The sequence below is a fragment of the Pseudomonas sp. A-R-19 genome (assembly GCF_019956575.1).
Classification (GTDB): Bacteria; Pseudomonadota; Gammaproteobacteria; order Pseudomonadales; family Pseudomonadaceae; genus Aquipseudomonas.
Genome location: NZ_JAHBDR010000048.1, coordinates 61,496 through 88,331 on the forward strand (window position 1 = coordinate 61,496; position 26,836 = coordinate 88,331).

19 protein-coding genes are annotated in these 26,836 nt (G+C 60.4%); 12 read left to right on the plus strand and 7 right to left on the minus strand.

Annotation, left to right across the window (positions count from 1 at the left end):
* The first annotated feature begins 5 nt into the window (after positions 1-5).
* Together KGA88_RS11730 and csrA are read left to right on the plus strand one after the other, a co-directional pair.
* The gene (locus KGA88_RS11730; RefSeq protein ID WP_110663287.1) at positions 6-338 is read left to right on the plus strand and encodes a YnfA family protein; all 333 of its coding nucleotides are present in this window, start codon (positions 6-8) and stop codon (positions 336-338) included.
* Between the two features lie 154 nt (positions 339-492).
* Entirely contained in the window at positions 493-678 is a 186-nt protein-coding gene (gene csrA / locus KGA88_RS11735) for a carbon storage regulator CsrA (protein ID WP_150717519.1), read from the plus strand.
* Positions 679-682: 4 nt separating this feature from the next.
* Here the strand turns inward: csrA and KGA88_RS11740 are convergent, their stop codons facing one another.
* The 5 genes from KGA88_RS11740 to mnmC all read right to left on the minus strand — a co-directional run bounded on the left by KGA88_RS11740 (position 683) and on the right by mnmC (position 8,128).
* The gene (locus KGA88_RS11740) at positions 683-910 is read right to left on the minus strand and encodes a YheU family protein (protein WP_056727184.1); all 228 of its coding nucleotides are present in this window, start codon (positions 908-910) and stop codon (positions 683-685) included.
* Positions 911-1,093: 183 nt separating this feature from the next.
* On the minus strand, positions 1,094-2,284 hold the full coding sequence (locus KGA88_RS11745; protein ID WP_223591135.1) for an osmoprotectant NAGGN system M42 family peptidase: 1,191 nt from the start codon (positions 2,282-2,284) through the stop codon (positions 1,094-1,096).
* A 170-nt stretch (positions 2,285-2,454) separates the two neighbouring features.
* Complete coding sequence (ngg, locus tag KGA88_RS11750) at positions 2,455-4,203, minus strand: N-acetylglutaminylglutamine synthetase (protein ID WP_223591143.1); 1,749 nt, start codon at positions 4,201-4,203, stop codon at positions 2,455-2,457.
* A 3-nt stretch (positions 4,204-4,206) separates the two neighbouring features.
* A complete protein-coding gene (locus KGA88_RS11755) occupies positions 4,207-5,979 on the minus strand; it encodes an N-acetylglutaminylglutamine amidotransferase (RefSeq protein WP_223591145.1) in 1,773 nt (590 codons plus the stop codon).
* Positions 5,980-6,148: 169 nt separating this feature from the next.
* Positions 6,149-8,128: a bifunctional tRNA (5-methylaminomethyl-2-thiouridine)(34)-methyltransferase MnmD/FAD-dependent 5-carboxymethylaminomethyl-2-thiouridine(34) oxidoreductase MnmC gene (gene mnmC, locus KGA88_RS11760; protein ID WP_223591147.1), complete on the minus strand. Its 1,980-nt coding sequence runs from the start codon at positions 8,126-8,128 to the stop codon at positions 6,149-6,151.
* A 343-nt stretch (positions 8,129-8,471) separates the two neighbouring features.
* On the opposite strand from mnmC, the gene pap reads away from it, so the two are divergent.
* The 3 genes from pap (at position 8,472) to KGA88_RS11775 (ending at position 12,508) form a co-directional block, all read left to right on the plus strand.
* Entirely contained in the window at positions 8,472-9,995 is a 1,524-nt protein-coding gene (gene pap, locus KGA88_RS11765) for a polyphosphate:AMP phosphotransferase (protein ID WP_223591156.1), read from the plus strand.
* Between the two features lie 102 nt (positions 9,996-10,097).
* Positions 10,098-11,282 carry a thiolase family protein gene (locus KGA88_RS11770; protein ID WP_110657211.1) on the plus strand — a complete coding sequence of 395 codons (1,185 nt, stop codon included), beginning with the start codon at positions 10,098-10,100 and terminating at the stop codon, positions 11,280-11,282.
* A 266-nt stretch (positions 11,283-11,548) separates the two neighbouring features.
* Positions 11,549-12,508: a DMT family transporter gene (locus KGA88_RS11775; RefSeq protein WP_110657209.1), complete on the plus strand. Its 960-nt coding sequence runs from the start codon at positions 11,549-11,551 to the stop codon at positions 12,506-12,508.
* Positions 12,509-12,605: 97 nt separating this feature from the next.
* On the opposite strand, the gene KGA88_RS11780 is transcribed toward KGA88_RS11775, so the two are convergent.
* Positions 12,606-14,000: a class II fumarate hydratase gene (locus KGA88_RS11780; protein ID WP_110657207.1), complete on the minus strand. Its 1,395-nt coding sequence runs from the start codon at positions 13,998-14,000 to the stop codon at positions 12,606-12,608.
* A 192-nt stretch (positions 14,001-14,192) separates the two neighbouring features.
* Here KGA88_RS11780 and KGA88_RS11785 point away from each other — a divergent pair, with 192 nt between their 5' ends.
* The 5 genes from KGA88_RS11785 (at position 14,193) to KGA88_RS11805 (ending at position 18,615) form a co-directional block, all read left to right on the plus strand.
* Complete coding sequence (locus KGA88_RS11785) at positions 14,193-14,717, plus strand: DUF2059 domain-containing protein (protein ID WP_007997268.1); 525 nt, start codon at positions 14,193-14,195, stop codon at positions 14,715-14,717.
* Positions 14,718-14,729: 12 nt separating this feature from the next.
* Positions 14,730-15,029 (plus strand): BolA family protein, encoded by a 300-nt coding sequence (locus KGA88_RS11790; RefSeq protein ID WP_110657205.1) that lies wholly within the window; start codon positions 14,730-14,732, stop codon positions 15,027-15,029.
* A 195-nt stretch (positions 15,030-15,224) separates the two neighbouring features.
* Positions 15,225-16,166: a rhodanese-related sulfurtransferase gene (locus KGA88_RS11795; RefSeq protein ID WP_110657203.1), complete on the plus strand. Its 942-nt coding sequence runs from the start codon at positions 15,225-15,227 to the stop codon at positions 16,164-16,166.
* 36 nt (positions 16,167-16,202) lie between these two features.
* On the plus strand, positions 16,203-16,805 hold the full coding sequence (locus tag KGA88_RS11800; RefSeq protein WP_110662241.1) for a DsbA family protein: 603 nt from the start codon (positions 16,203-16,205) through the stop codon (positions 16,803-16,805).
* Complete coding sequence (locus tag KGA88_RS11805) at positions 16,798-18,615, plus strand: ABC transporter ATP-binding protein (RefSeq protein WP_223591158.1); 1,818 nt, start codon at positions 16,798-16,800, stop codon at positions 18,613-18,615. The genes KGA88_RS11800 and KGA88_RS11805 overlap by 8 nt, the downstream gene beginning before the upstream one ends.
* A gap of 2 nt (positions 18,616-18,617) precedes the next feature.
* Here the strand turns inward: KGA88_RS11805 and KGA88_RS11810 are convergent, their stop codons facing one another.
* A complete protein-coding gene (locus KGA88_RS11810) occupies positions 18,618-23,264 on the minus strand; it encodes a deaminase domain-containing protein (protein ID WP_223591160.1) in 4,647 nt (1,548 codons plus the stop codon).
* Positions 23,265-23,446: 182 nt separating this feature from the next.
* Here KGA88_RS11810 and KGA88_RS11815 point away from each other — a divergent pair, with 182 nt between their 5' ends.
* Positions 23,447-25,906, plus strand: coding sequence for an EAL domain-containing protein (locus KGA88_RS11815; RefSeq protein WP_110660687.1), 2,460 nt, complete (start codon positions 23,447-23,449; stop codon positions 25,904-25,906).
* 76 nt (positions 25,907-25,982) lie between these two features.
* Positions 25,983-26,744 (plus strand): iron-containing redox enzyme family protein, encoded by a 762-nt coding sequence (locus tag KGA88_RS11820; RefSeq protein WP_263296092.1) that lies wholly within the window; start codon positions 25,983-25,985, stop codon positions 26,742-26,744.
* The last annotated feature ends 92 nt before the right edge of the window (positions 26,745-26,836 follow it).

The following is a 26,836-nucleotide window of genomic DNA, read 5'->3' on the forward strand; positions in this document are numbered from 1 at the left end:
CTTACATGCTCAATTACCTGTGGTTTTTCCTCGCCGCGCTGTTCGAAATTGCCGGTTGCTTCGCTTTCTGGATGTGGCTGCGCCAAGGTAAAAGCATGTGGTGGGTGCTGCCAGCGCTCCTCAGCCTGACCCTGTTTGCCCTGCTGCTGACCCGTATCGAAGCGAACTACGCCGGCCGCGCCTACGCCGCTTATGGTGGCATCTACATCATTACGTCAATTGGCTGGTTGGCCGTGGTCGAGCGGATTCGTCCGCTGGGTTCGGACTGGCTCGGCGTGGCGCTGTGTGTGGTCGGCGCGAGCATCATCCTGTTCGGGCCGCGATTCTCCGCGTCCTGACAGAGGGTTCCTACAATCCGCCGGCTTGTCGGACCTTTCCGTAAGCGCGGTGGCTCAGGGGCTGTCAGCTCGCTCCGGTTTGCTGTCGGAGCATTGTAGGCGTACGGCGGGCCGGGCATCTTCAGGGGCCGGTAACCCCTGAAGGACACTCCTCATGCTCGTACTCACTCGCGTTGTGGGCGAAAACATTTCCATCGGTGACAACATTACCGTGCGCGTTCTTGCGATCAACGGAAACAACGTTCGCTTTGGCGTCGAAGCGCCTCAGGAAGTGAATGTGCACCGCTGCGAAATCTACGAACGCATCCAGAAAAAACTGGCGAAAACCAAGGGACGCTGAAGATTCAGTCAAACAGGTGCTTGGGCACGTCGTGCTTGAGCATCAGTTGGCATTGCTCGCTTTCCGGATCGAAGACAATCAGTGCCTGCCCCTTGGTCAAGGCCTGGCGCACACGCAGGACGCGGGTTTCCAGCGGCGTGTCGTCACCATTGTCCGTACCGTCGCGGGTCACGAAGTCCTCGATCAGGCGGGTGAGGGTGTCGACTTGAAGTTGGTCGTGGGGAATCAGCATAGGCACCTCGGTTGAATCAATGGCGCGATGCTACGGCGAATGGGCTGTTGCGGCTAGCCTTGGGCTGATGTGTTGTCTGGTCCGGCGTCTTCGCGAGCAAGCCCGCTCCCACAGTCGGTCGCATTCCCCTGTGGGAGCGGGCTTGCTCGCGAAGGCGGTTTACCAGGCAATGAACAGCCCGGATCAGTTCTCCGACCGCTGCCCCACCAGGCTGTCCACCGAAGGCACCCGCGTATCGCTTTCCATCTGTGTGTCATGTTCGAGTTGATGACTGAAGCGGTCCAGAGAGCCCGTGGCCGGTTGTGCATCGCTGGCAAACACCGGCGGGCTGAGGATGTACGCACCGAGCAGACGGCTCAGGGCGGCGAGGCTGTCGATGTGGGTGCGTTCGTAGCCATGGGTGGCGTCGCAGCCGAAGGCGAGCAGGGCGGTGCGAATGTCGTGGCCGGCGGTCACCGCCGAATGGGCGTCGCTGAAGTAGTAGCGGAACAGGTCGCGGCGTGCCGGCAACTCGTTGTCGCTGGCCAGGCGCAGGAGGTGGCGCGACAGGTGATAGTCATACGGTCCGCCGGAATCCTGCATCGCGATGCTCACCGCATGCTCGCTGGAATGTTGGCCGGGCGCGACCGGTGCGATGTCGATGCCGACGAATTCACTGACGTCCCAGGGCAACGCTGCCGCTGCGCCGCTGCCGGTTTCCTCGGTGATGGTGAACAGCGGATGGCAGTCGATCATCAGGTCTTCGCCACTGTCGACGATGGCCTTGAGCGCCGCCAGCAGCGCGGCTACCCCAGCCTTGTCATCAAGGTGACGAGCGCTGATGTGGCCGCTTTCGGTGAACTCCGGCAGCGGGTCGAAGGCGACGAAATCGCCGACGCAGATGCCCAGCGACTCACAGTCGGCACGGGTGGCGCAGTAGGCGTCCAGGCGCAATTCGATGTGATCCCAACTGATCGGCATCTCATCCACGGCGGTATTGAACGCGTGTCCGGACGCCATCAGCGGCAAGACGCTGCCGCGGATCACGCCGTTGTCGGTGAACAGGCTGACCCGACTGCCTTCGGCAAAGCGGCTGGACCAGCAACCGACTGGCGCAAGGGTCAGGCGGCCGTTGTCCTTCACCGCACGCACCGCCGCGCCGATGGTGTCCAGGTGGGCGGAGACGGCGCGGTCGGGGCTGTTCTTCCTGCCCTTGAGCGTGGCGCGGATGGTGCCGCGACGGGTCATTTCGAAGGGAATGCCGAGTTCTTCGAGGCGCTCGGCGACGTAGCGCACGATGGTGTCGGTGAACCCGGTGGGGCTGGGAATGGCGAGCATTTCCAGCAGCACTTTTTGCAGGTAAGCGAGGTCTGGCTCGGGGATTTTGCTGGTCATGGAAACTCCTGATGAGTTGAGCGCATCGATGGTTTCGATGAGGGGATTGGTTGCCTGTCACACCGCCTTCGCGAGCAAGTCGAATCGTCGCACCGCCGCTCCCACATTGGATCGCATTCCCCAGTGGGAGCGGGCTTGCTCGCGAAGGGGCCAGTCCTGACAGCACAGAACTAAGAGACCACCGGCTGACTGTGCGGAAACAACAAATCGACAAACCGCTCCGCCGTGGGCTGCGGTTCGTGGTTGGCCAGCCCGGCCCGTTCGTTGGCTTCGATAAACACGTAGTCCGGCTGGTCAGCGGCGGACACCATCAGGTCGAGGCCGACCACGGGAATATCCAGCGCCCTTGCGGCCCGCACAGCCGCGTCCAGCAGCGTCGGATGCAGGATCGCCGTGACGTCTTCAAGCACGCCGCCGGTATGAAGGTTCGCCGTGCGTCGTACGAACAGGTGTTCACCGGCCGGCAGAATGCTGCTGTAGTCGTAACCGGCGGCACGCAAGGTGCGCTGGGTTTCCTGGTCCTGCGGGATCTTGCTTTCGCCGCCCGTGGCCGCTTGCCGCCGCCGGCTCTGGGCTTCGATCAAGGCGCCGATTGCGTGCTGGCCGTCGCCGATCACCTCAGCCGGCCGGCGAATCGCGGCTGCTACCACGTCAAAACCGATCACCAGGATTCGCAGGTCGAGGCCTTGGTGAAAGCTTTCCAGCAGCACGCGGCTGTCAAATTGGCGGGCGGCCTCAATGGCTTGCTGCACCTCTTCGATGGTCTGCAAGTCGACCGCCACGCCCTGGCCCTGTTCACCGTCCAGTGGCTTGACCACCACGCGCTGGTGCTCATCAAGGAACGCCAGATTGTCATCGGCGTTACCCGCCAGTTGCTGTGCCGGCAGGTTCAACCCGGCCGCCTTGAGCACTTTGTGGGTCAGGCTTTTGTCCTGGCACAGGCTCATGCTGATGGCGCTGGTCAGGTCGCTCAAGGACTCACGACAACGCACCCGACGCCCGCCATGGCTGAGGGTGAACATCCCGGCGTCGGCGTCATCGACCTGCACGTCGATACCGCGACGGTGAGCTTCCTCGACAATGATCCGCGCATAGGGGTTGAACGCGGCTTCCGGGCCCGGCCCGAGAAACAACGGCTGATTGATGCCGTTCTTGCGCTTGATGGCGAAGGTCGACAGGTTGCGAAAACCGAGCTTGGCGTAAAGGCTCTTGGCCTGGCGGTTGTCGTGCAGCACCGACAGGTCGAGGTAAGCGAGCCCGCGACTCATGAAGTGTTCAATCAAATGCCGAACCAGCACCTCACCGACACCCGGCCGCGCACATTGCGGGTCGACCGCCAGGCACCACAGGCTGCTGCCATGTTCCGGATCGTTGAAGGCTTTTGCATGATTGAGGCCCATGACGCTGCCGATGACTGCACCGCTGTCTTCGTCTTCGGCCAGCCAGTACACCGGGCCACCCAAGTGGCGCGCAGTGAGCAGGGTGGCATCGATCGGCAGCATGCCGCGCGCCTGATACAGATGATTGATGGCCTGCCAGTCGGCGTCGCTTTGCGCGCGCCGAATGCGGAAACCGCGAAACACCCGGGTCGCCTGGCGGTAATCGCTGAACCACAGGCGCAGGGTATCGGACGGGTCGAGGAACAGCTGCGTCGGCTCCAGCCCCAGCACTTGCTGGGGCGCGGCGACGTACAGGGCAATGTCCCGTTCGCCGGGCTGCTCGTTGAGCAACTCTGCAGCGAGGCTCGCGGCATCGGCAAAGGTGTGGCCGATCAGCAAGCGGCCCCAGCCGCAATGCACGGCAATCGGCGCCGCGCCGAGCGCACAGCCATCTTCGGCCAGGCGTGCCTGCAAGCGTTCGTAGGAGGGCGTCTGGCCGCGCAACAGGCGTTGGCTGAAAGCCGTGGCGTGAGGTTTCATCGGTCAGATTCCTTGTTCGCTGAGCCACAGGTTGAGGGCCGCCAGTTGCCACAGCTTGGAGCCGCGCAACGGCGTCAATTGTCCCTGAGGATCAGTCAGCAGACGATCGAGCATCGCGGGGTTGAACAGGCCGCGATCCTGACTTGGATCGAGCAGCAGTTCGCGCACCCACTCCAGCGTATCGCCCTGCAAATGCTTGAGGCCCGGTACCGGGAAGTAACCTTTCTTGCGGTCGATCACTTCACTGGGAATCACTTGCCGCGCGGCCTCCTTCAACACTTGCTTGCCGCCGTCCGGAAGTTTGAAACGCCCCGGAATCCGTGCCGACAACTCCACCAGGCGGTAGTCGAGAAACGGCGTGCGCGCTTCCAGCCCCCAGGCCATGGTCATGTTGTCGACGCGTTTGACCGGGTCGTCCACCAGCATCACCGTACTGTCCAGGCGCAAGGCCTTGTCCACCGCCGCATTGGCACCGGGCTTGGCGAAATGGGTTTTGACGAAGTCACCGGCGGCGTCATTCGCAGTCAGCCATTTCGGTTGCACCGTGGCGGCGTAGTCGTCGTAGCTGCGATCGAAAAACGCTTCGCGGTACGCGGCATACGGGTCACTCGCGCCGTCCACTGGCGGATACCAGTGGTAACCGGCAAACAGCTCGTCGGCGCCCTGGCCGCTTTGCACCACCTTGCAATGTTTGGCCACTTCCCGTGACAACAGGTAGAAGGCAATGCAGTCGTGGCTGACCATCGGCTCGCTCATGGCGCGGAATGCGGCGGGCAGTTGTTCGATGATCTCTTTTTCATCGATGCGCAGTTGGTGATGCCGCGTTCCGTAGTGTTGGGCGATCAGGTCGGAGTACTGGAATTCGTCACCGCGCTCGCCACCGGCATCCTGGAAACCGATGGAGAAAGTCGACAGATTGTCCACGCCGACTTCGCGCAACAAGCCCACCAGCAGGCTTGAATCGACCCCGCCCGACAGCAGCACTCCGACATCCACGGCCGCCCGCTGGCGAATGGCGACTGCTTCGCGGGTGCTGTCGAGCACACGGTCGCGCCAGTCTTCGAGGGTCAGGTTCTGCTCATCGTCGTGTGGGCCGTAGGGCAGGGTCCACCAGGTTTCCTGCTCGGTGCGGCCATCGGCTTCGATGCGCATCCAGGTGGCCGGCGGCAGCTTTTCGATGCCCGCCAGCAAGGTGCGCGGTGCCGGGACCACTGAATGGAAGTTCAGGTAGTGATTGAGCGCCACCGGATCGAGGATCGGGTTGATGTCGCCACCCTTGAGCAACGCCGGCAGCGCGGAAGCAAAGCGCAGGCGCTGGCCGGTGCGCGACAGGTACAGCGGTTTCACGCCGAGACGGTCGCGGGCGATGAACAGACGTTGGGCATCGCGCTCCCAGATGGCAAAGGCAAACATGCCGTTGAGCTTCGGCAGCAAGGCCTCGCCCCAGGCGTGATAGCCCTTGAGCAATACTTCGGTGTCGCCGCCGGAGTAGAAGGCGTAGCCCAGGCTTTCAAGCTCCGTGCGCAGTTCCGGGAAGTTGTAGATCGCCCCGTTGAAGGCCAGGGACAAGCCCAATTGCGGGTCGATCATCGGCTGCGCCGAGCCGTCCGACAGGTCCATGATTTTCAGGCGTCGATGGCCCAGGGCAACCGGCCCCTGGCTATGAAAGCCCCAGGCGTCGGGGCCGCGGGGGGCCAGGTGATGGGTGATTCGTTCGATGGCTGCAAGGTCTGCAGGTTGATGATCAAAACGTAACTCGCCAGCTAATCCGCACATAAATTCCTTACCGGTTTTTCCGTTGGGGAGGGTCGATCGATACCGCGCCAAAACGGCGGGTACTCAGAAAGTGACCTGTATCGGTAAGGGGAGTTTTAGATCGATGAGTTATAAGCTGGCGAGCCTGGGTCGAGAGGCGCTGTGCGGGCGCTCTCGACGGCGGTATCGACTATTTGCCGCGGATCAGGCGTCGCAAGGCAAACCGGTTGGGGTGACAGGCTTCGGCCACGCTTCTGGGCAACGGCAGGGGTTCGTTGTCCAGCCACGCCGCCAGCAGTTCTCCGCACAGCGGCGCGGTGATCAGGCCGCGCGAGCCGTGGCCGCTGTTGATGTACAAACCGTTAAGCCATGGACATTCGACGTCCGGCACCTGTCGGGCATCCTTGCCCAGCGCTGCATACGCCTGAGCGAACGCTTGGCTATCGGCCAATGGGCCGACGATTGGCAAGTAGTCAGGGCTGGTGCAGCGAAATGCAGCGCGCCCCTGGAGGCTTTCAACCGCCAGTTTATCGGCCTGTAGACGTTCGACCAGATCGTGGGAAATCTCTTCGAGCATGGCCAGGTTGCCCAGGTGTTCGGCCGTGGTCGGCGTCAGGTCATCGCTGTTGAAATCAAAACTGGCTCCCAGCGTGTGTTCGCCCAGCCGCGCGGGGGCGACATAGCCTTCGGCGCAGACCACGGTGCCCAGGGCCTGGCTTTGCGGAGTTTGCGCCAGGCGGGTGATTTGCCCGCGAATGCGTTTGAGCGGTAGCTCGGCACTTTCGGGGAAACGCCGGATTTCGGCGGCACCGGCGAGTACCACCACCGGCGCGCTGGCGAGCAAGCACTCGCCGTTCCAGGCTTGCCACTGATCCCCAACCTTGTGCAGTTCCAGCGCATCGCGATGCGTCAGTAATTGAACTCGCGGGTGCCCGGCCTGCCACTGGCACAGCGCCGGGGGGTGAACCCAGCCGCCTTCGGGATAGAACAGGCCTCCGTTTGCCAACCCGATACCGGCCACGGCCTGCGCCTCGGATTGATCCAGCAGGTGCAGCAAGTTTGCCGGAAACGCCGCCGCCAACTGCGCCTGACGCTCGGCCTCCTTGGCATTGAAGGCCAGTTGCAACACGCCGCAGTCGTCCCAGTCGCGGCCCCGTTGCAAGTGTTCGAGCAGTCGCCGGGTGTAGCCGAACCCGCTGACGATCATTTGCGACAGCGCCGTGCCATGGGCCGATAACTTCAGGTAGAGCACGCCCTGCGGATTACCCGAAGCTTCCCGGGCGATGTCGTCGTGACGCTCCAGCAAAGTCACTTGCCAGCCCCGCGCGGCGAGGCTGGCGGCGCTGGCACAACCGGCCAACCCGGCACCGATCACCAGCGCCCGGCGCTCGCCGGTCAGCGCAGCCGGGCGGGCAAACCAGGGTTTATCGGCGGCCGGGGCAGGCGTTTCCTGGGGCCAGCCGAGGAACTCGCCGCGCAGGATCTCCCATTTGTGGCCGATGCCGGGGGTGCGTTTCATCTTGAAGCCGGCGGCATTGAGCAGGCGCCGCACCCAACCAGTGCTGGTGAAGGTGCTGATGGATGCACCGGGAGCGGCCAGGCGAGCCAGTTCGGCAAACAGTTCGGCGGTCCACATGTCGGGGTTTTTCGCCGGAGCGAAACCGTCGAGAAACCAGGCGTCGATCCGGGCATCGAGTTGCGGCAGTTGCTCCAGTGCATCGCCGATCAGCAGCGTCAAGGTCACGCGGCCGTTATCCAGCGCCAGGCGTTGAAAGCCCTGATGGATGGCCACGTACTGCGCCAGCAACTGATCGGCAAATACCTTGAGTTCCGGCCACAGCGCCAGGGCCCGTTGCAAGTCGGCCGGGCTCAACGGGTACTTCTCGACGCTGACAAAATGTAACCGCGCTCCGGCTGCCGCGTGTTGCTCGAACACCTGCCAGGCGCACAGGAAATTCAACCCGGTGCCGAACCCCGTTTCACCAATGACCAGCCGCCCGCCCTCGGGCAGGGCGGCAAAGCGTTCGGCCAAGCGATTCTGCTCGATGAACACATAGCGGGTTTCATCCAGCCCTGACTGGTCGGAGAAGTACACGTCGTCGAACACTCGCGAATACGGGCGACCGTGGTCGTCCCAGTCGAGTTGGGCGTGGGGCAATACAGGTTTCATGGCAGGCTCGGCAACGGCAAGGCGGCCATTCTAGCCGATTGAAGGTGTGGTGCTTGATCCGTGGCAAGGAAGGTGTTTCTGGATCAGCGAAACTTCGAGGTCGGGCGAAGGGCGATGTGCTTTTGTGGCGAGGGGGCTTGCCCCCGTTGGGTTGCGAAGCAGCCCCAAACCAGGCGACTACTTTGTGCCAGGAATCCCGAGTCTATCGATTTGACGACTGCTTCGCAGCCGAACGGGGGCAAGCCCCCTCGCCACAGGATTCGGGTCTGCTCCATGAATGGATTTCTTCCCCGCAGAAGAACTCCATCCGCTAGTCTTGCTCACATCTGGAAGGGAGCCGCTCATGTTTGAATCCGCCGAAATCGATCACGCCATCGACAAAGATACCTACGACGCCGAAGTCCCGGCCCTGCGCGAAGCGTTGCTCGAAGCTCAATTCGAATTGCAGCAGCAACGCCGCTTTCCGGTAATCATTTTGATCAATGGCATCGAAGGTGCCGGCAAGGGCGAGACGATCAAGTTGCTCAACGAGTGGATGGACCCGCGCCTGATCGAGGTGCGCACGTTCGATCAGCAAACCGACGAAGAACTGGCGCGGCCACCGGCCTGGCGGTACTGGCGAATGCTCCCGGCCAAGGGGCGCATGGGGATTTTTTTCGGCAACTGGTACAGCCAGATGCTGCAGGGACGGGTTCATGGCGAGTTCAAGGACCCGCGACTCGACCAGGCGATCAATGCCGCCGAGCGCCTGGAAAAGATGCTGTGCGATGAAGGTGCGCTGATCTTCAAGTTCTGGTTTCACCTCTCCAAGAAGCAAATGAAGGCACGCCTCAAGGCGTTGGCCGACGACCCGCTGCACAGTTGGCGCATCAGCCCGCTGGACTGGCAGCAATCGCAAACCTACGACAGGTTCGTGAAGTATGGCGAGCGAGTGCTGCGCCGCACCAGCCGCGACTATGCACCCTGGCATGTGATCGCAGGGGCGGATGCCCATTATCGCAGCCTCGCCGTGGGGCGGATTCTGCTGGCGGGGCTGCAGGGCGCATTGACGCGGCCGACGATCCATCCGGAAAAGGTCAGCGCCGCGCCAGTGGTCCCCAGTGTCGACCAAGTGAACCTGCTCGACAGCCTGGACTTGAACCTGAAGTTGGACAAGGACGATTACGAAGAACAGCTGATCACCGAGCAGGCGCGGTTCTCCGGGCTGATGCGCGACAAGCGCATGCGCCGCCACGCGCTGGTGGCGGTGTTCGAGGGCAATGACGCGGCCGGCAAGGGCGGGGCGATCCGCCGGGTGGCGGCAGCACTTGACCCACGCCAGTACAACATCGTGCCGATTGCCGCACCCACCGAAGAAGAGCGGGCGCAGCCCTATCTGTGGCGCTTCTGGCGGCACCTTCCGGCCCGGGGCAAGTTCACTGTGTTCGACCGCTCCTGGTATGGCCGGGTGTTGGTGGAGCGCATCGAGGGTTTTTGCAGTCCGGCAGACTGGTTGCGCGCGTACAGCGAGATCAACGATTTCGAGGAGCAACTGACCGATGCCAGGGTGATCGTGGTCAAGTTCTGGCTGTCCATCGACAAACAGACGCAACTGGAGCGCTTCGAGGCGCGCGAAAAGATCCCCTTCAAACGCTTCAAGATCACCGATGACGACTGGCGCAACCGTGAAAAATGGGATGACTATCGCGCGGCGGTCGGCGACATGGTCGACCGTACCAGCACCGAGATCGCGCCATGGACCCTGGTGGAAGCCAACGACAAGCGCTGGGCGCGGGTCAAAGTCTTGCGCACCATCAACCGGGCACTGGAACAGGCTTTCGAAAAGTCCGATCGGCATGAGAGCAAGAAGCACAAGGAAAAGGACTGAAACGATGGTTACGCATACGCGAGGTGAATGATTGTCGCGGTCGGTGAAGAGCTGGACTTATGCTCGGTCCACTCTCAACCGATAACAACAAAGAGGTATGCCATGCGTGAAGTGGTGATCGTCGATAGCGTGCGGACCGGTCTGGCCAAATCCTTTCGCGGTAAATTCAACATGACCCGCCCGGACGACATGGCGGCACACTGTGTCGATGCGCTGTTGGCGCGCACCGGTATCGATCCGGCGAGCGTCGAGGACTGCATCGTTGGCGCCGGCTCCAACGAAGGCGCCCAGGGTTTCAACATCGGTCGCAATGTCGCGGTGCTCTCGCGCCTGGGCATCGGCACCGCCGGCATGACCCTCAACCGCTTCTGTTCCTCGGGCTTGCAGGCGATCGCTATCGCCGCCAATCAGATCGCTTCGGGCTGCAGCGACATCATCGTCGCCGGCGGCGTCGAGTCCATCAGCCTGACCATGAAAAGCGTCAACACCGACAATCTGATCAACCCGTTGCTCAAGGAGCAGGTGCCGGGCATCTACTTCCCGATGGGCCAGACGGCTGAAATCGTCGCGCGACGCTACAGCGTCAGCCGAGAAGAGCAGGACTTGTACGCCCTGCAAAGCCAGCAGCGTACCGCGCAAGCTCAGGCCGCCGGGCTGTTCGCAGATGAGATCGTGCCGATGGCGGTGAAGTACCGCGTTGAAGACAAGGCAACCGGTCAGGCACAGATTCTCGATGGCATTGTCGACCGCGATGACTGCAACCGTCCGGACACCACCCTGGAAAGTCTGGCCGGGTTGAAGCCGGTGTTCGCCGAAGATGGCTCGGTCACGGCCGGCAACTCGTCGCAACTGTCTGACGGCGCCTCCATGACCCTGGTGATGAGCCTGGAAAAAGCGCTGGAACTGGGACTCAAGCCGAAAGCGTTCTTCCGCGGTTTTACCGTGGCCGGTTGCGCGCCGGACGAGATGGGCATCGGCCCGGTGTTTTCGGTACCGAAACTGCTCAAGGCCAAAGGCTTGCAAATTGCCGATATCGATTTGTGGGAGCTCAACGAAGCGTTTGCCTCGCAGTGTTTGTATGCGCGTAATCGCCTTGAAATCGATAATGACAAGTACAACGTCAACGGCGGCTCGATATCTATCGGCCACCCGTTCGGCATGACCGGCTCGCGCCAGGTCGGGCATCTCGTTCGTGAGTTGCAGCGTCGCAATCTGCGTTACGGCATTGTCACGATGTGCGTGGGTGGCGGGATGGGGGCAACCGGGTTGTTTGAAGCGGTGCGTTAGTTTTCACTGTTTTGTGTGACTTGTCAGATCGCATTCGCGAGCAAGCCCGCTCCCACATTTGACCGAGTACTCAAGTTATATACGGTTGAATGTGGGAGCGGGCTTGCTCGCGAATGCAGGCGACACGATTTGCCGACTCATCCAAAGCCCCCCTCAAAGATTACGACCTGCACAGTTTCATTCGCGGCCAGCCTCAAACTGTGCCTGTGTACACCACCGCTCCCGGCCTAGAATGACGGCTCCTGTCAGTTGGCGTTGGGGTTCACATGCACATTTCATCGGGTCGCTGGGTTTACGGCTTGTTCCTGGCCTTGTTGACCGCGTTGTTGTGGGGAATCCTGCCGATCAAGCTCAAGCAAGTGCTGCTGGTGATGGACCCGGTGACGGTGACCTGGTTTCGCCTGATGGTCTCTGGTAGCTGTCTGTTCATCTATCTGGCGGCGACCAAGCGCCTGCCCAGCCGCAAAGTGCTCGGGCCTCGCGGAGGCTGGCTGGTGCTGATGGCAGTGCTCGGCCTGGTCGGTAACTACGTGTTGTACCTGATGGGCCTGAACCTGCTCAGCCCCGGCACGGCGCAACTGGTGGTGCAGATGGGCCCGATCATGCTGCTGATCGCCAGTCTGTTTGTATTCAAGGAACGTTTCAGCCTGGGGCAGGGGATTGGCCTGCTGGTGCTGCTGATCGGCTTTGCACTGTTTTTCAACCAGCGCTTGAGTGAGTTGCTTACCTCGCTGACCGACTACACCGCCGGCGTGCTGCTGGTGCTGCTGGCGTCCACGGTCTGGACCTTCTATGCCCTGGGGCAGAAACAATTGCTGACGGTGTGGAATTCGCTGCAGGTGATGATGGTGATCTACCTGTTTTGCGCCGCGCTGCTGACGCCGTGGGTGCATCCGCTCGAAGCGCTGCAATTGAATCCGTTGCAGGGATGGTTGCTGCTGGCGTGCTGCCTCAACACCCTGATTGCCTATGGCGCATTTGCCGAGGCCCTGGCCCATTGGGAAGCTTCCCGGGTCAGTGCGACACTGGCCATCACGCCGTTGGTGACCTTTGCGGCGGTCGCCATGGCGGCATGGCTGTGGCCCGACTATGTGCATGCCGAGACGATCAATGGTCTGGGTTATGGCGGCGCGGTGCTGGTGGTGCTGGGTTCGGCGCTGGTGGCGTTGGGGCCGTCGTTGATTGCCGGGTTGAAGGCGCGCAAGGTGCGGATGGCAGCCAGTTAGATCGCGTTATCGTACTTCGCGAGCAAGCCCGCTCCCACATTGGATCCCTGTGGGAGCGGTCGTGCTCGCGAAGACGGACTATCAGGCGCTACAGCACTCAGCCTTTGGCCCCAGCCTCCAGCATATTCTCCGGCCTCACCCACGCCTCGAACTCTTCGTCAGTCAGATACCCGAGTTGCAACGCCGCCTCGCGCAAGGTCAGGCCTTCGCTGTAGGCCTTCTTGGCGATCTCCGCCGATTTGTCATAGCCAATGTGCGGATTGAGTGCCGTCACCAGCATCAGGCCTTGTTCCAGGTGTTCAGCCATTTTTTCCACATCCGGCTCCAGGCCAGCCACGCAGTGCTGCTGGAAGTTGCTGCAGCCATCGGCCAGCAGGCGGATCGATTGCAGCAGGTTATGGATGATCACCGGTTTGAACACGTTCAACTGCAAGTGGCCCTGACTGGCCGCAAAGCCGATGGCGACGTCGTTGCCCAACACCTGGCAGGCCAGCATCGACAGCGCTTCGCACTGGGTCGGGTTGACCTTGCCCGGCATGATCGAGCTGCCTGGTTCATTGGCCGGTAGCTTGACCTCAGCGAAACCGGCGCGCGGACCGGAGCCCAGCAGGCGCAGGTCGTTGGCGATTTTCATCAGCGCCACGGCGAGGGTTTTCAGCGCGCCGGACAGCGTGGTCAGCGGCTCATGGCCGGCCAGAGCGGCGAATTTGTTCGGCGCGGTGATAAACGGCAAGCCGGAGAGGGCGGCCAATTCTGCGGCGATGGCCTCACCGAAGCCGTGGGGAGAGTTCAGCCCGGTGCCGACGGCCGTTCCGCCTTGGGCCAGCTCGCAGACCGCGGGCAGTGCGCTGCGGATCGCCCGCTCGGCGTAGTCGAGTTGCGCGATGAAGGCTGAAATTTCCTGACCGAAGGTGATCGGTGTCGCATCCATCATGTGCGTACGGCCGGTCTTGACCAGTTTCATATGGCGCGCGGCCAGCTCGGCCAGGCCGCCGGACAGTTCGCTGATCGCCGGCAGCAATTGCTGTTGCACCGCCTGGACGGCCGCGATGTGCATGGCGGTGGGGAAGCAGTCGTTGGAGCTCTGGGAACGATTGACGTGGTCGTTGGGGTGCACCGGGGACTTGCCGCCCCGGGGGTTGCCGGCCAGCTCGTTGGCGCGACCGGCGATCACTTCGTTGACGTTCATGTTGCTCTGGGTGCCGCTGCCGGTTTGCCAGACCACCAGCGGAAACTGGTCGTCGTGGTCGCCGGCGAGCACTTCGTCGGCCGCCTGCTCGATCAGGCGGGCGATATCGGCGGGCACGTCGCCGTTGCGATCATTGACCCGCGCCGCGGCTTTCTTGATCAGCGCCAGGGCATGCAACACCGCCAACGGCATGCGTTCGTTGCCGATGGCGAAGTTGATCAGCGAGCGTTGCGTCTGAGCTCCCCAATAGGCTTCATCCGGGACTTCAACCTGGCCGAGGCTGTCGGTTTCGATACGGCTCATCTTGCTCACTCCTGTAGGTCCGATTGCGCAGTTTAGGCCGTGGTCGACGGCCGGGGTTCCATCTGTCTCGAATTCAACCATTGAAGCCCTCTAAATCAGGCGCGACAAGGCTTGGGGTTGAGCGACACAGTTTTTTAGGCGCAGAATGGACGCCCTTGGGGTCTTACCTCGCCAGCTAGAAAAGGAAACTCGATGACTCGTCTTCGTGCCATCTGTACCGCCGTTGCTTTGGTCTGCGCCAGCGGCCAGGTTCTTGCCGACACCGCTAGCCATAACGCCAGTGCCGAGGCTTTCCTGACCATGGCGCACGCTGACAAGCTGGGCACCCCGGTGTACATGCAAGTACAGCAGATGTTTGCCCAACGGTTTGAACAGACCAAAGCCCCTGAGTCGAAAAAAGCCGTGCTGGAAACCTACCAGGCCAAGGCCAACGCCGCTCTGGACCAGGCCATTGGCTGGAACAAGCTGAAGCCGGACATGGTCAAGCTTTACACCACCAACTTCACCGAATCCGAGCTCAAGGACCTGGTCGCGTTCTACCAGTCGCCACTGGGCAAGAAAGTCCTGGAAAAAATGCCCCAGCTGACCCAGCAATCGGCCCAGATGACCCAGGCCAAGCTGGAAAGCGCGGTGCCGGTGGTCAACAAGCTGCTGGCGGACATGACCGCCGAGCTGACGCCGAAAGACGCAGCCGCGCCAGCCAAGAAAAAGCCTTAAGCGGAGTTCGGTATGACCATGCAACAACGCATTGAATCGACGCTGGGCCTGCTTCAGCCGGAGCATCTGCAAGTGCTGGATGAGAGCCACATGCACAGCCGTGGGCTGCAAACCCATTTCAAGGCCGTGGTGGTCAGTGCCCAGTTCGATGGCCTGAACCGGGTCAAGCGCCACCAGAAGGTCTACGGCACGCTCGGCGAGCTGATGGGCGAGTTCCATGCGTTGGCGCTGCATACCTACACGCCGGAGGAATGGGCACAGATCGACGCGGCCCCTGCCTCGCCGACCTGTGCTGGCGGCAGCAAGCACTGATCGAGATAGCATTTTCGACCTGACGCATGCCCTTGTAGGAGCTGTCTTGCCAGCGATGGCGGTTTCAAGGACGCCATCGCCGGCAAGCCGGCTCCTACAATTATTTGGTAGACTATGCAGCGCGCCGTTCCTACGGCGCGTTTTTTTTCGCATCCGGTTCACCCCTTACGAGGGTAGCCACCTGGAGATTTACCCATGACACAACAGATTGTCGTGGCGGCACTGTATAAGTTCGTCACCCTGGAAGATTACGTCGCCCTGCGCGAGCCACTGCTGCAAGCGATGGTCGACAACGGCATCAAGGGCACCCTGCTGATTGCCGAGGAAGGCATCAACGGCACCGTGTCCGGTAGCCGCGAAGGCATCGACGGGCTGATGGCCTGGCTCAAGAATGACCCGCGCATGGACGACATCGACCATAAAGAGTCGTTCTGCGACGAGCAGCCGTTCTACCGCACCAAGGTCAAGCTCAAGAAAGAAATCGTCACCCTCGGCGTGGAGGGCGTGGACCCGAACAAAAAGGTCGGCACCTACGTCGATCCGCAGGACTGGAATGCGCTGATCAGCGACCCGGAAGTGTTGTTGATCGACACCCGTAACGACTACGAAGTCTCGATCGGTACCTTCGAAGGTGCCATCGACCCGAAAACCACCAGTTTTCGCGAATTTCCTGACTACATCAAAGCTAACTTCGACCCGGCCGTGCACAAGAAGGTCGCGATGTTCTGCACCGGCGGCATCCGTTGCGAGAAAGCGTCGAGCTACATGCTCAGCGAGGGTTATGGTGAGGTTTACCACCTCAAGGGCGGCATCCTGAAGTACCTCGAAGAGGTGCCGCAGGAAGAAACCAAATGGCAGGGCGACTGCTTCGTGTTCGATAACCGCGTGACAGTTCGTCATGACCTGAGCGAGGGCGACTACGACCAATGTCATGCCTGCCGCACACCGGTCAGCGTGGAAGACCGCGCGTCCGAGCATTACGTGGCCGGCATCAGTTGCCCGCATTGCTGGGATAAGCTGAGCGAGAAGACCCGTCGCAGTGCCATCGACCGGCAGAAACAGATCGAACTGGCCAAGGCTCGCAACCAGCCTCACCCGATCGGCTACAACTATAAGCAAGCATCCTCCGAGGCCTGAACCATGTCTGCGCGCCTGCTCTATGTGATGGACCCGATGTGTTCCTGGTGCTGGGGGTTTGCTCCAGTGGCCAACGCGCTGGTCGAGCAGGCGCAAGCCGCGGGTGTGGAGGTGCACTTGATCGTGGGCGGTCTGCGCACCGGCAACGGTGCCGCGCTGGAGCCGAGTACCCGGCGCTACATCCTTGAACACTGGCAGGCGGTCACCGAGGCCACCGGCCAGCCCTTCAAGCTTGAAGGCGCGCTGCCCGACGGCTTTGTCTACGACACCGAGCCTGCCTGCCGGGCGCTGGTGACGGCGCGCGGGCTGGCGCCGGACTGTGCGTGGAAACTGCTCGGGCTGATTCAGCACGCCTTTTACGCTGAAGGTCGCGATGTCACGCGCGCCAGTGTCCTGGTGGAGCTGGCAGAGCAGGCAGGTCTACCGCGAATTGAATTCGCCGCCGCGTTCGACCGTGCCGATACGCACGCCGCGACAGCTGCCGATTTCACCTGGGTCCAGGACCTGGGCATCGCCGGTTTTCCGACCCTGCTGGCTGAACGTAACGGCCAAGTGGCGTTGTTGACCAATGGCTATCAGCCCTTGAGCGAGTTGTCCCCGCTGCTCGGCCGCTGGCTGGAGCGTGCTGCCTGTGCATGATCTGCCCGATGACGTCGCTCCCGCCAAACATGTCGACCGTCTGAGCTGGGCGGAAATCCGTCGCCTGGCCCTGCATCACAAGAAGTCCCTGTGGATCGCCAACGGCGTGGCCGTGCTGGCGACCTTGTGCAGCGTGCCGATTCCCTTGCTCCTGCCATTGCTGGTGGACGAGGTGTTGCTGGGGCACAGTGATGCCGCGCTGAAGATCATGAACCACGCGCTGCCCGAGGGCTGGCAGAAAGCCGCGGGCTACATCGGCCTGATGCTGTTGGTGACCTTGACCTTGAGGTGTATGGCGTTGCTGTTCAACGTGGTGCAGGCGAAATTGTTCGCCGGGTTGGCCAAGGACATCGTCTACCGCATTCGCATTCGCCTGATCGAACGGCTCAAGCGTATCTCGCTGGGTGAATACGAAAGCCTGGGCAGCGGCACCGTCACCACGCACCTTGTGACCGACCTGGACACGCTGGACAAATTCGTCGGCGAAACCCTCAGCCGTTTCCTCGTGGCCATGCTGACCCTGGTCGGCACGGCGGGCATTCTGATGTGGATGCACTGGAAGCTGGCCTTGCTGATTCTGCTGTTCAACCCGCTGGTGATCTACGCCACGGTGCAGTTGGGCAAGCGGGTCAAGCATCTGAAGAAACTTGAGAACGACAGCACTTCGCGCTTTACCCAGGCTCTGACCGAAACGCTGGACGCCATCCAGGAAGTTCGCGCCGGCAACCGCCAGGGTTTTTTCCTCGGTCGCTTGGGGCATCGCGCCCGTGACGTGCGCGACTATGCGGTGAATTCGCAATGGAAAACCGATGCATCGAACCGGGCCAGCGGTTTGCTGTTTCAGTTCGGCATCGATATTTTCCGGGCCGCGGCCATGCTCACGGTGTTGTTTTCCGACCTGTCCATCGGCCAGATGCTCGCGGTGTTCAGCTACCTGTGGTTCATGATCGGTCCGGTCGAACAGCTGCTGAACCTGCAATATGCCTACTACGCCGCCGGCGGTGCGCTGTCGCGGATCAATGAGCTGCTGTCCCGAGCCGATGAGCCCGAATACCCGGGCGGCGTCGACCCGTTCATCGGTCGCGAGACGGTTGGGCTGGAAGTACAAGGGTTGAGTTTCGGTTACGGCGATGAACTGGTCCTGAACCAGATGAACCTGTCGATCGCCCCCGGCGAAAAGGTCGCGATCGTCGGCGCCAGTGGCGGTGGCAAGAGCACGCTGGTGCAACTGCTGCTGGGCCTGTACACGCCGTTGGCCGGAACCATTCGCTTTGGCGGTTCGACCCAGCAAGAGATTGGCCTGGAAACCGTGCGGGAAAATGTTGCCGTGGTTCTGCAACATCCGGCGCTGTTCAACGACACCATTCGGGCCAACCTGACCATGGGCCGCGAGCGCAGTGACGAGGCTTGCTGGCGTGCACTGGAAATCGCCCAATTGCACGGTACCGTCCGGGATTTGCCCCATGGCCTGGACAGCATCGTCGGGCGCTCCGGCGTGCGTTTGTCCGGCGGCCAGCGTCAACGCCTGGCCATCGCCCGGATGGTGCTGGCCGAGCCCAAGGTGGTGATCCTCGACGAAGCCACCTCCGCGCTGGATGCCGCCACCGAATACAACCTGCACCAGGCGCTGGCGCGGTTTCTGAGCAATCGCACCACGCTGATCATTGCCCACCGCCTTTCAGCAGTGAAACAGGCCGACCGGGTGCTGGTGTTCGACGGCGGGCAGATCGCGGAGGATGGCGACCATCAGCAACTGATTGCCGATGGTGGTTTGTACGCCAAGCTGTATGGGCATTTACAGCAGTTGTAGGTTCAACTCCACAGCACCTGAAGCGCGTTTTCCCCACCGTCGTAGCCGAATTGTTTCATCACGATCGAGCACGACTCGCAGGGGGGCATCGTCGTGGCGATATCGACGGATTTGATCGCCTTGGGGTCGGGGTATTTTTCCCGAATCACGCGGATCAACTTGCTTTCGCTGTCCAGTGACGTCGGTTTTATCGACTGCACTGGCTTGTAAGTGTCGATGTCCTTGATGGTCGTCGGTATGGCCAGCAGCTTGCCTTCAGCGGTCACATCGAGGGAGGTGTGGGGAAAGCTCTGATTCATGTCGATATTGAAGTAGGTCGATCCACCGACCTGAACTGAATCCGCACCAAGATGCTGCTTGAACAGCGGCAAGTGACCGGTGGCTTGCTGGGCACCGGAAACGCTGACGTAGATTTCCCGTTGCCCACTGCTGGTCATGACGTCGGCGTAGGCAATGTTTCTCGGATTGAAGGAGCGGCGCCTGGGTATCAACTGGTGCAGCTTCTGCATGGTCTGGTTGATCCTTAGCGCGCTGTTCGCGTTGCTGGCGTCAATCGTCGGCGACATGAACAGCGTATCGAAAATATTCGCGGTGCTTTGACGCAAGTCCTCCGGAGCGTCCTTGCTCCTGCTCCATGTCGTGGCTCCTTCAGGCAGTCGAGTGACGATCATTCGGGTTGAATGATCGAACATCAATGCTTCTCCGGGGCTGGTGTCGACCTTCAGGAATTTCATGTTGCCCGCAGGGTTAGGGGTCGTTCCGATCGGAATGGCGATCTCGTCCATGGTTTTCATGGCGAATTCAAGGGCTTCTTTGCTGTGGATGCGTGCGATGTTGTTGGCGCTCAATGACCCGGTGTACACCGTTAGCAGTTCCGCACCCAGGGTGCCTTCAGCCATGTCGGCATTGAACAAACGTTTCAATGTCAGCGGTTCACTCAGGCTTTGTCCCTTCGGCACTGTCGCGACGTAATATTTGTTGGTGTTGATTCGGCTGAAGACATAAGTACTCGATTCATCGATGGATGGCACCAGAATGACTCCGATCCGGTGCGGGTCCTCGGCGCCCTCGTATACCCCCTTGACCTCGATACGGCCATAAATACCTTTGCGGAACATCAGGCTGGCCGGCATTTCGCGGCGGGGCACCAGCCATTTCCTGGCAAAGCCAAGTTCGGTGATGTCACCTGTGTAAAGCTTCGGGATGTTGTCGATGATCTGATAAAGATTTCCCTCGTGGGTTACAAACAGACCGTCATGGCCTGGCCGGCTAACCGCATCGGACACCCTGTCGCCAAACCAAGGCGCGTAACCTTTGGTTTCGTCAAATGAGCCGACTTCCGGTGTCGGGGCGGGCGTCCCTGTCACAAAACTGCTGAGGCATTCGCTGCTGTTGTTTGGCGCACGGCGTGGCCGACAGGGGACTGACGTCAATGCACTGCTGTCATCGATCAACTCAACGCGGCGCAGTTCTTCGCCATCCAGGCGGTAGGGGACGTCGTCGATGAAAACCGTCGTACGCCCATCGATGTCGAACTGGTAGCGAGCGTGCGCCTGCTCCGGGAGTTCGATGAAAACCAGATCGTCAGTTTTTTTCACGGTGCTGTAGCTTGAGCGACCGAGTGAAAGTTCATGATTGCGGGGCGTGAGCCGGGGGCCATAGGGGCGGGTAGACAGCGGGTCAACCAAGTAATGGTGGCCGTCGATCTTTCGCACCGGAACGTCTTCGATGCCTTTGACGTTGCCCAGTTGATCGGCATCCATCAGCGGTTTCCAGCGTCCCGGTTCAGTTGCCTGGGGCAGGCTGCTGACAAAGTCATAGCTATCGGCCTTGCCGGCGAGCTTTTTCAATTGGAACATCGCCCGCTTCTCGAGATGGACCACTGCGCGTCCTGCGCCTTTCACTCCCCTGCCAGTCAGCCGCAGGAGGTCTACCGAACCGTCCAGGGGGTTGAAGTTTTTAACGCTCGAAGTCACCATCTTTCTGGATAGATTTGCCATTCGCGGCAAAGTCGCGCGAATTCCCACTCTGCCGGATCGTGCGACCAAGCGGATGCTCCCTGCGACGAACTTACCCAAGGGCACCACAAATGACACGATGTCGAGCGCCAGGCCGACCACGCCAAGGACGCGATCACCGAACTGGTCCGATTGAAGGTCTTCGAGACTGCCCCAGAATGGTATGAAATCCTTGAGATTGTGCAGCCAGTGCTTTCTGTCGAGATCGCGTTCGTATTGTGTGACTCCCCAGGCCTCGCGGCGTACCTCCTTTTCATCCACATAAAACAGATGTGTAGCAATGAAGGACGCAATTTGCCCGGTGCGCAAGGAGGACCATGTCAGGCAGGAAGAGTAGTCGTGATACTCCGGCGGGGTTGAGCCAGGAGTCAGGGCCTCGCCGAGCGAGTCAAGGATCGCCATGCAGGTAGCGCCAGGTTTCGGCTGGGCTCCGGTTGTGTGGGCATCCTTGTCGAATGGCAGGCGGTGTGTGCGTATGGCGACATAGGCGTCATAGTCTTCCTCCTTAAAGCGGTTGCGGGAAAAAAACTGGTCACGGACACCACCGACATGGGCGGTTGTCACATCGGGGCGCGGCCGTATGACGCCGGCACGGGGCAGGCACTCATAGAAGCGCACGGCGTTCCGGTAAGTGGCTTGCAGCACAAACCCCATGCGTGCCCTGAGCGGCAGGGTGTGTTCTGCCGTTTCTTCATCGGCCTTGCGCGTGGTTTCATCGCGAAGGCTGAGCACCTTGACTTCGCCATGTTCCAACGCCTGACGATCGGACCATGGCAGCGTGACCAAGAGGTTTTTGATCAGGTATTCGTAGGTGTTTTTTGTCTTGGCGAGGTAGGTTTTGAATTGCTTGTCGAACAGTGCGTCGATATCAGGCAATGTGCGGTCGAGTGGAAGCAACAGGATACGGGAAGCCGGGTCGTCAGGATTTGCCAAGCCCCATTCAAACTTGCGATCCGGGGTCAATCTGACCCAAAAGCTCGCGGTCTTGCCGTCCTGGCTGATGTACCACTTGCTATCGGGGCTCAAGCCACCCGAGGCATAGACCTCGAGCAGCGGCCAGGTTGCCTGCGGCCCATTCGGGGTATCCAGGATGTTGCGTTCTACGCGTTTGCCTGACCGATAAAAGTTGCGCATCACCCGGATGCTCAGCGGATCGATTGCAATGCCGCCGGACAATGCCTTCTTCAGTTGCTGTTCCGCCAGCTTCAATCGTTGTGGTGGCGCGAAATCGAGTTGAACGATTGTTTCATTCAACTGCACCATGTGATCTTCCAGCGCTTGCAAGGTTTTCATTTTGTATTCCCGAGCGTCGCTGGTTTGTACGCTCGATGCCAATGCCTCGGTCGCTTGCGCCCAGGTCAACGCCGCTGGAATTCTCGTCAGCGTGATCAATTGGAGGAGAGCGTCCTGGGCGTTCTCGCTTTTTTTCAACGGTAGATCGACCAGTTGTTGGAAGGTCAGTCGTTGCAGCAGCATCGGGTCCAGTGCATGAGCGAGATGGACGCCGTGAACGAAATTGACCCAGACGATAGATGTGGCATAGGGCAAGTCGTTGGGAATGTCGCGTACCTGAAATTCAACTGGAAACCTGACTTGGCTGAGCCTTGCCAGTAACGCTGTTTCGGTCGGTGTTGTCGCACGGAGTGAATCCTCCAGGTGTTCCCGGAAGTTCTTTTGAATCTGCGCGTAGCTTTTGCCGTGGTTGAACCGTTGTTGCAACTCATAGCCGGCAATCTTGTGTGGTGCACCTGTATGCTGCAGGTCCAGGTCGTACCAGAGTCGTAACGCTTCCAGCAGCAGTTTTGCGCCGATGTCTGGAATCGTTTCTTCGTCGGGTTCTTTGCCGTACCAATTGAGCACTTCCAGCAGCCGCCGGGCCGTGTCGCGTGCCTTCGCGGTGTCGAGCAAGCGCTCGAGGCAGGCCGTGGGCTGGGTGGCCAGTTGATGGGGTGTCATGGGGGGCGTGATCTCACTGGCCAGGGCGTCGATGACGGAGCCGCCTTCATCAGTGAGTATTTTGCTGATGACGTTGTGAATCGCAGTGTGATCGTGCGGTTCTATCAGCTCGCTGATTTGCAACCCCTGCTCCAGGTTCAATCGGTGAGCGGCGCGTTTTTCCTGCACTTCTTCAATCAGTCGGCTCAGAGAGCCCGGGGTTTGTGCGGTTGGCAATGCAAGGCCGTAAAACTTCAGGCACTGCGGCAAGGGCAGCAAGCGGTCAGTGCGTATGTGTCCACCTATACTCACCAGCGCCCGTTGAAAGGCTCGAATCCCGCTGGCGGAATGTGTTACGTCATCGATCGTGTAAAGGGCGACGGAGCCATCGTTGCGGCTCGTTGAGAAAACACACTGATCGGCGATGCCGTTGACTTCGGTCAGCCGTCCTTTCAGGGGCTTGAGATGCTTGGACAACAACGTGTCTGCGGCATCTTCGAAAAGCGTCAGCAGCAGGGCTTGCGCATGATTGTGCTCAATGCCCAGGGGAGAGTCCGCCTGGGGGGGCAGGTAATAACCATTCAGATCGGAAGACGCCGTTTTCACTGCTTCCAAGGCCGTCAATAACGCCCCGTATTCGGCCTGTTGGCTGGCATGTCGTTGCATCGGGGTGAGCGTTGAAGTTGGAAGTTGCATGAGGTTGCAGCTCTGGAAATGGATGAGAGCTGTCAGTGTCCGGGCTTCGCTCTGTGCACATGCGGTACATATGTGTTGCACGTTGTGCCGTGTCTTGCTTGCCTGAAGCTGGATCGCCCCCTAGTCTAGCTAAAGCGATTTCGTCCGGAAGACGAGCAAGCAGTGCTAATGCAAGGGACCTCATGAATCAAACGCGGACTCTCGGAACGCCACGGTTGTTGGGCATCGTCTGGCCATTTATCGCCGTTGTGTTGTTTCAAGCCTTGTTGGGCGGCGTTAGCCTTTACGTGCTGTCGGCGGTTCGCGGCTATGTTGCCGGCGAAAGCCTGTGGTCCAAGGGCCAGAAAGACGCCATCTATTACCTCAATCTCTATGCCGACAGCGGCGACGAAGGGATTTTTCACAAGTACCAGAACGCCATTTCCGTGCCTCAGGGCGGTCATGAATTGCGTGTGGCGCTGGATAAGCAGCCGCCAGATATCGAAGCGGCGCGCCTGGCGATTCTCAAGGGTGGCAACCACCCGGACGACGTTTCCAGCCTGATCTGGCTGTACCTCAATTTTCGTCACTTCAGTTACCTGGAAAAAGCCATCGACCTCTGGACCGTGGGCGATGCCTATCTGGCCAAGCTCGATGACGTTGCCAGGGACATGCATCAGCACATCTCCGCCAGCCCGGCTTCGAAAGCGGATGTACAGCGCTGGAAAGAGCAGATTTTCGCGATCAACGATGAAGTGACGCCGGCTGCGAAAGCTTTCAGCGATGCTCTGGGGGAAGGCTCGAGGGTCATTCTTCGCCTGCTGCTGCTGACTAACATCGCCACGGCTCTCGGATTGATTGCGCTGGCTTTGATGCGCACCCATAAACTGCTCAAACAGCGCCATGCCTTCGCCGATGCGTTGGAACTTGAGAAAGAGCGGGCGCAGATCACCCTGCAATCGATTGGGGACGGCGTGATCACCACGGATGTTTCCGGTGCGATTGCCTACATGAATCCGGCGGCCGAAGCGTTGACCCACTGGAAGGCCGAGCAGGCGACGGGGTTGCCGCTGGCGGCGCTGTTCAACCTGCTGGATGAAAACGCCCAGACCGATGGTTTCACCCTGATCGAGCATATTCTCAGCGGCCAGCTCAGTGGCGGCAGTGAGCACTCCAAGTTGATTCAACGCCTGGATGGCAGCACGGTGTCGGTCACGCTGGTGGGCGCGCCAATCCGCAATGCCGGCAAGGTCAGCGGGACGGTGCTGGTGCTGCATGACATGACCCAGGAGCGGCAATACATCGCCAATCTGTCCTGGCAGGCGACCCACGACGCCTTGACCGGCCTTGCCAACCGCCGCGAATTCGAATATCGCCTGGAACAGGCGCTGCACAACCTGACTCGCCATTCGGGACGCCATGCCCTGATGTTCCTCGATCTGGACCAGTTCAAACTGGTCAACGATACCTGCGGCCATGCGGCGGGCGACGAACTGTTGCGGCATATCTGTGCCTTGTTGCAATCGGGGCTACGCGAAGGCGATACCCTGGCTCGTCTCGGCGGCGACGAGTTCGGCATCCTGCTGGAAAACTGCGCACTGGAAGCTGCGGAAAAAATCGCCGAGAGCCTGCGCCAGACTGTGCAGAATCTGCATTTTGTCTGGAAGGGCCGGCCGTTCGTGACCACTGTCAGTATCGGGCTGGTCCATGTCGCGCAGAATCCGACGACGCTCGAAGCCTCGCTGCGTGCTGCCGACATGGCGTGCTACATGGCCAAGGAAAAGGGCCGGAACCGGGTCCAGGTCTATCATCCCGACGACTCGGAGTTGTCCCTGCGCTTTGGCGAAATGGCCTGGGTGCAGCGTTTGCACATGGCCCTGGAGGAAGATCGCTTCTGCCTGTACGCCCAGGAAATTGCCCCCTTGGGCCATGTCGATCAGGACGGTGGGCACATTGAGATTTTACTGCGATTGCATGATGAAGCCGGGCGGATGATCTTGCCCGACAGTTTCATTCCGGCTGCCGAGCGTTATGGCCTGATGAGCTCGCTTGATCGTTGGGTTGTGCAGAACGTGTTCAAGGTCATTGCCCAATGCCGGGCCGAGCAGCACCGCGGGCCGCTGGCCATGTGTGCGATCAATCTGTCAGGCACGACGATCGGGGATGAAGCGTTCCTGGACTTCCTGCGCGAACAGTTTGTGACGTATTCGATTCCGCCTGAAATGATTTGTTTTGAAATTACTGAGACCAGTGCAATTTCAAATCTTGGCAGCGCCATTCGATTCATTAATGAACTCAAAGGCTTAGGCTGCCATTTTTCACTGGATGACTTTTGTGCCGGAATGTCCTCATTCGCGTACCTGAAACATTTGCCTGTAGACTTCCTGAAGATCGATGGGAGTTTCGTAAAGGATATGCTGGACGACCCGATTAACCGCGCCATGGTCGAAGTGATCAATCACATCGGTCATGTCATGGGTAAGCGCACGATTGCCGAGTTTGTCGAAACACCCCAGATCGAGCAGGCATTGCTGGAGATCGGGGTGGATTACGCTCAAGGGTATGTGATTGAACGCCCGCATCTGTTTACCTTTGATAGCCTGTTGAGTCGTCCCGCCAGGCCCCAGCCGCTGTTGTTCAAGGCCCCTGGTACGTTCCGTTGAAACTCCTGCCGGTCTTAAAATCACAATCAAAAGGAGCTCGACAGTGATCGATACATTCAACCGAACCGGACCGCTCATGGAAGCCGCAAGTTATCCTGCCTGGGCCCAGCGCCTGATCCAGGATTGCAGCGAGAGCAAGCGCCGGGTTGTCGAACACGAACTGTACCAACGTATGCGAGACAACAAACTCAGTGCGAAGACCATGCGCCAGTACCTGATCGGTGGCTGGCCAGTGGTCGAGCAGTTCGCGTTGTATATGGCACAAAACCTGACCAAGACCCGTTTTGCCCGTCACCCCGGCGAAGACATGGCCCGTCGCTGGCTGATGCGTAATATCCGTGTCGAATTGAACCACGCCGATTACTGGGTGCACTGGAGTCGCGCGCATGGTGTCAGCCTGGAGGACCTGCAGGCACAGCAGGTTGCACCGGAGCTTCACGCCTTGAGCCACTGGTGCTGGCACACCAGTTCCTCCGACTCGCTGATCGTTGCGATTGCCGCCACCAACTACGCCATCGAAGGGGCGACCGGGGAGTGGTCGGCTGTCGTTTGTGCCCATGGCACCTACGCCGCCTCGTTCCCCGAGGAAGATCGCAAGCGGGCGATGAAGTGGCTGAAGATGCATGCCCAGTACGACGATGCCCATCCCTGGGAAGCCCTGGAAATCATCTGCACATTGGCGGGCACCAACCCGAGCAAATCCCTGCAGGTGGAGTTGCGACAGGCTGTGTGCAAGAGCTACGACTACATGTACCTGTTTCTCGAGCGCTGCATGCAATTGGAGCACGCCGAGCGGGGGCCAGTGGTTCGTGAGCGGATGGCACTGGCCGAGAGCTGATCCAGCTATAACGCAATAAAAACTGTGGGAGCGGGCTTGCTCGCGAAAGCGGTGTATCAGGCGGCATGGATGTCACTGATACACCGCATTCG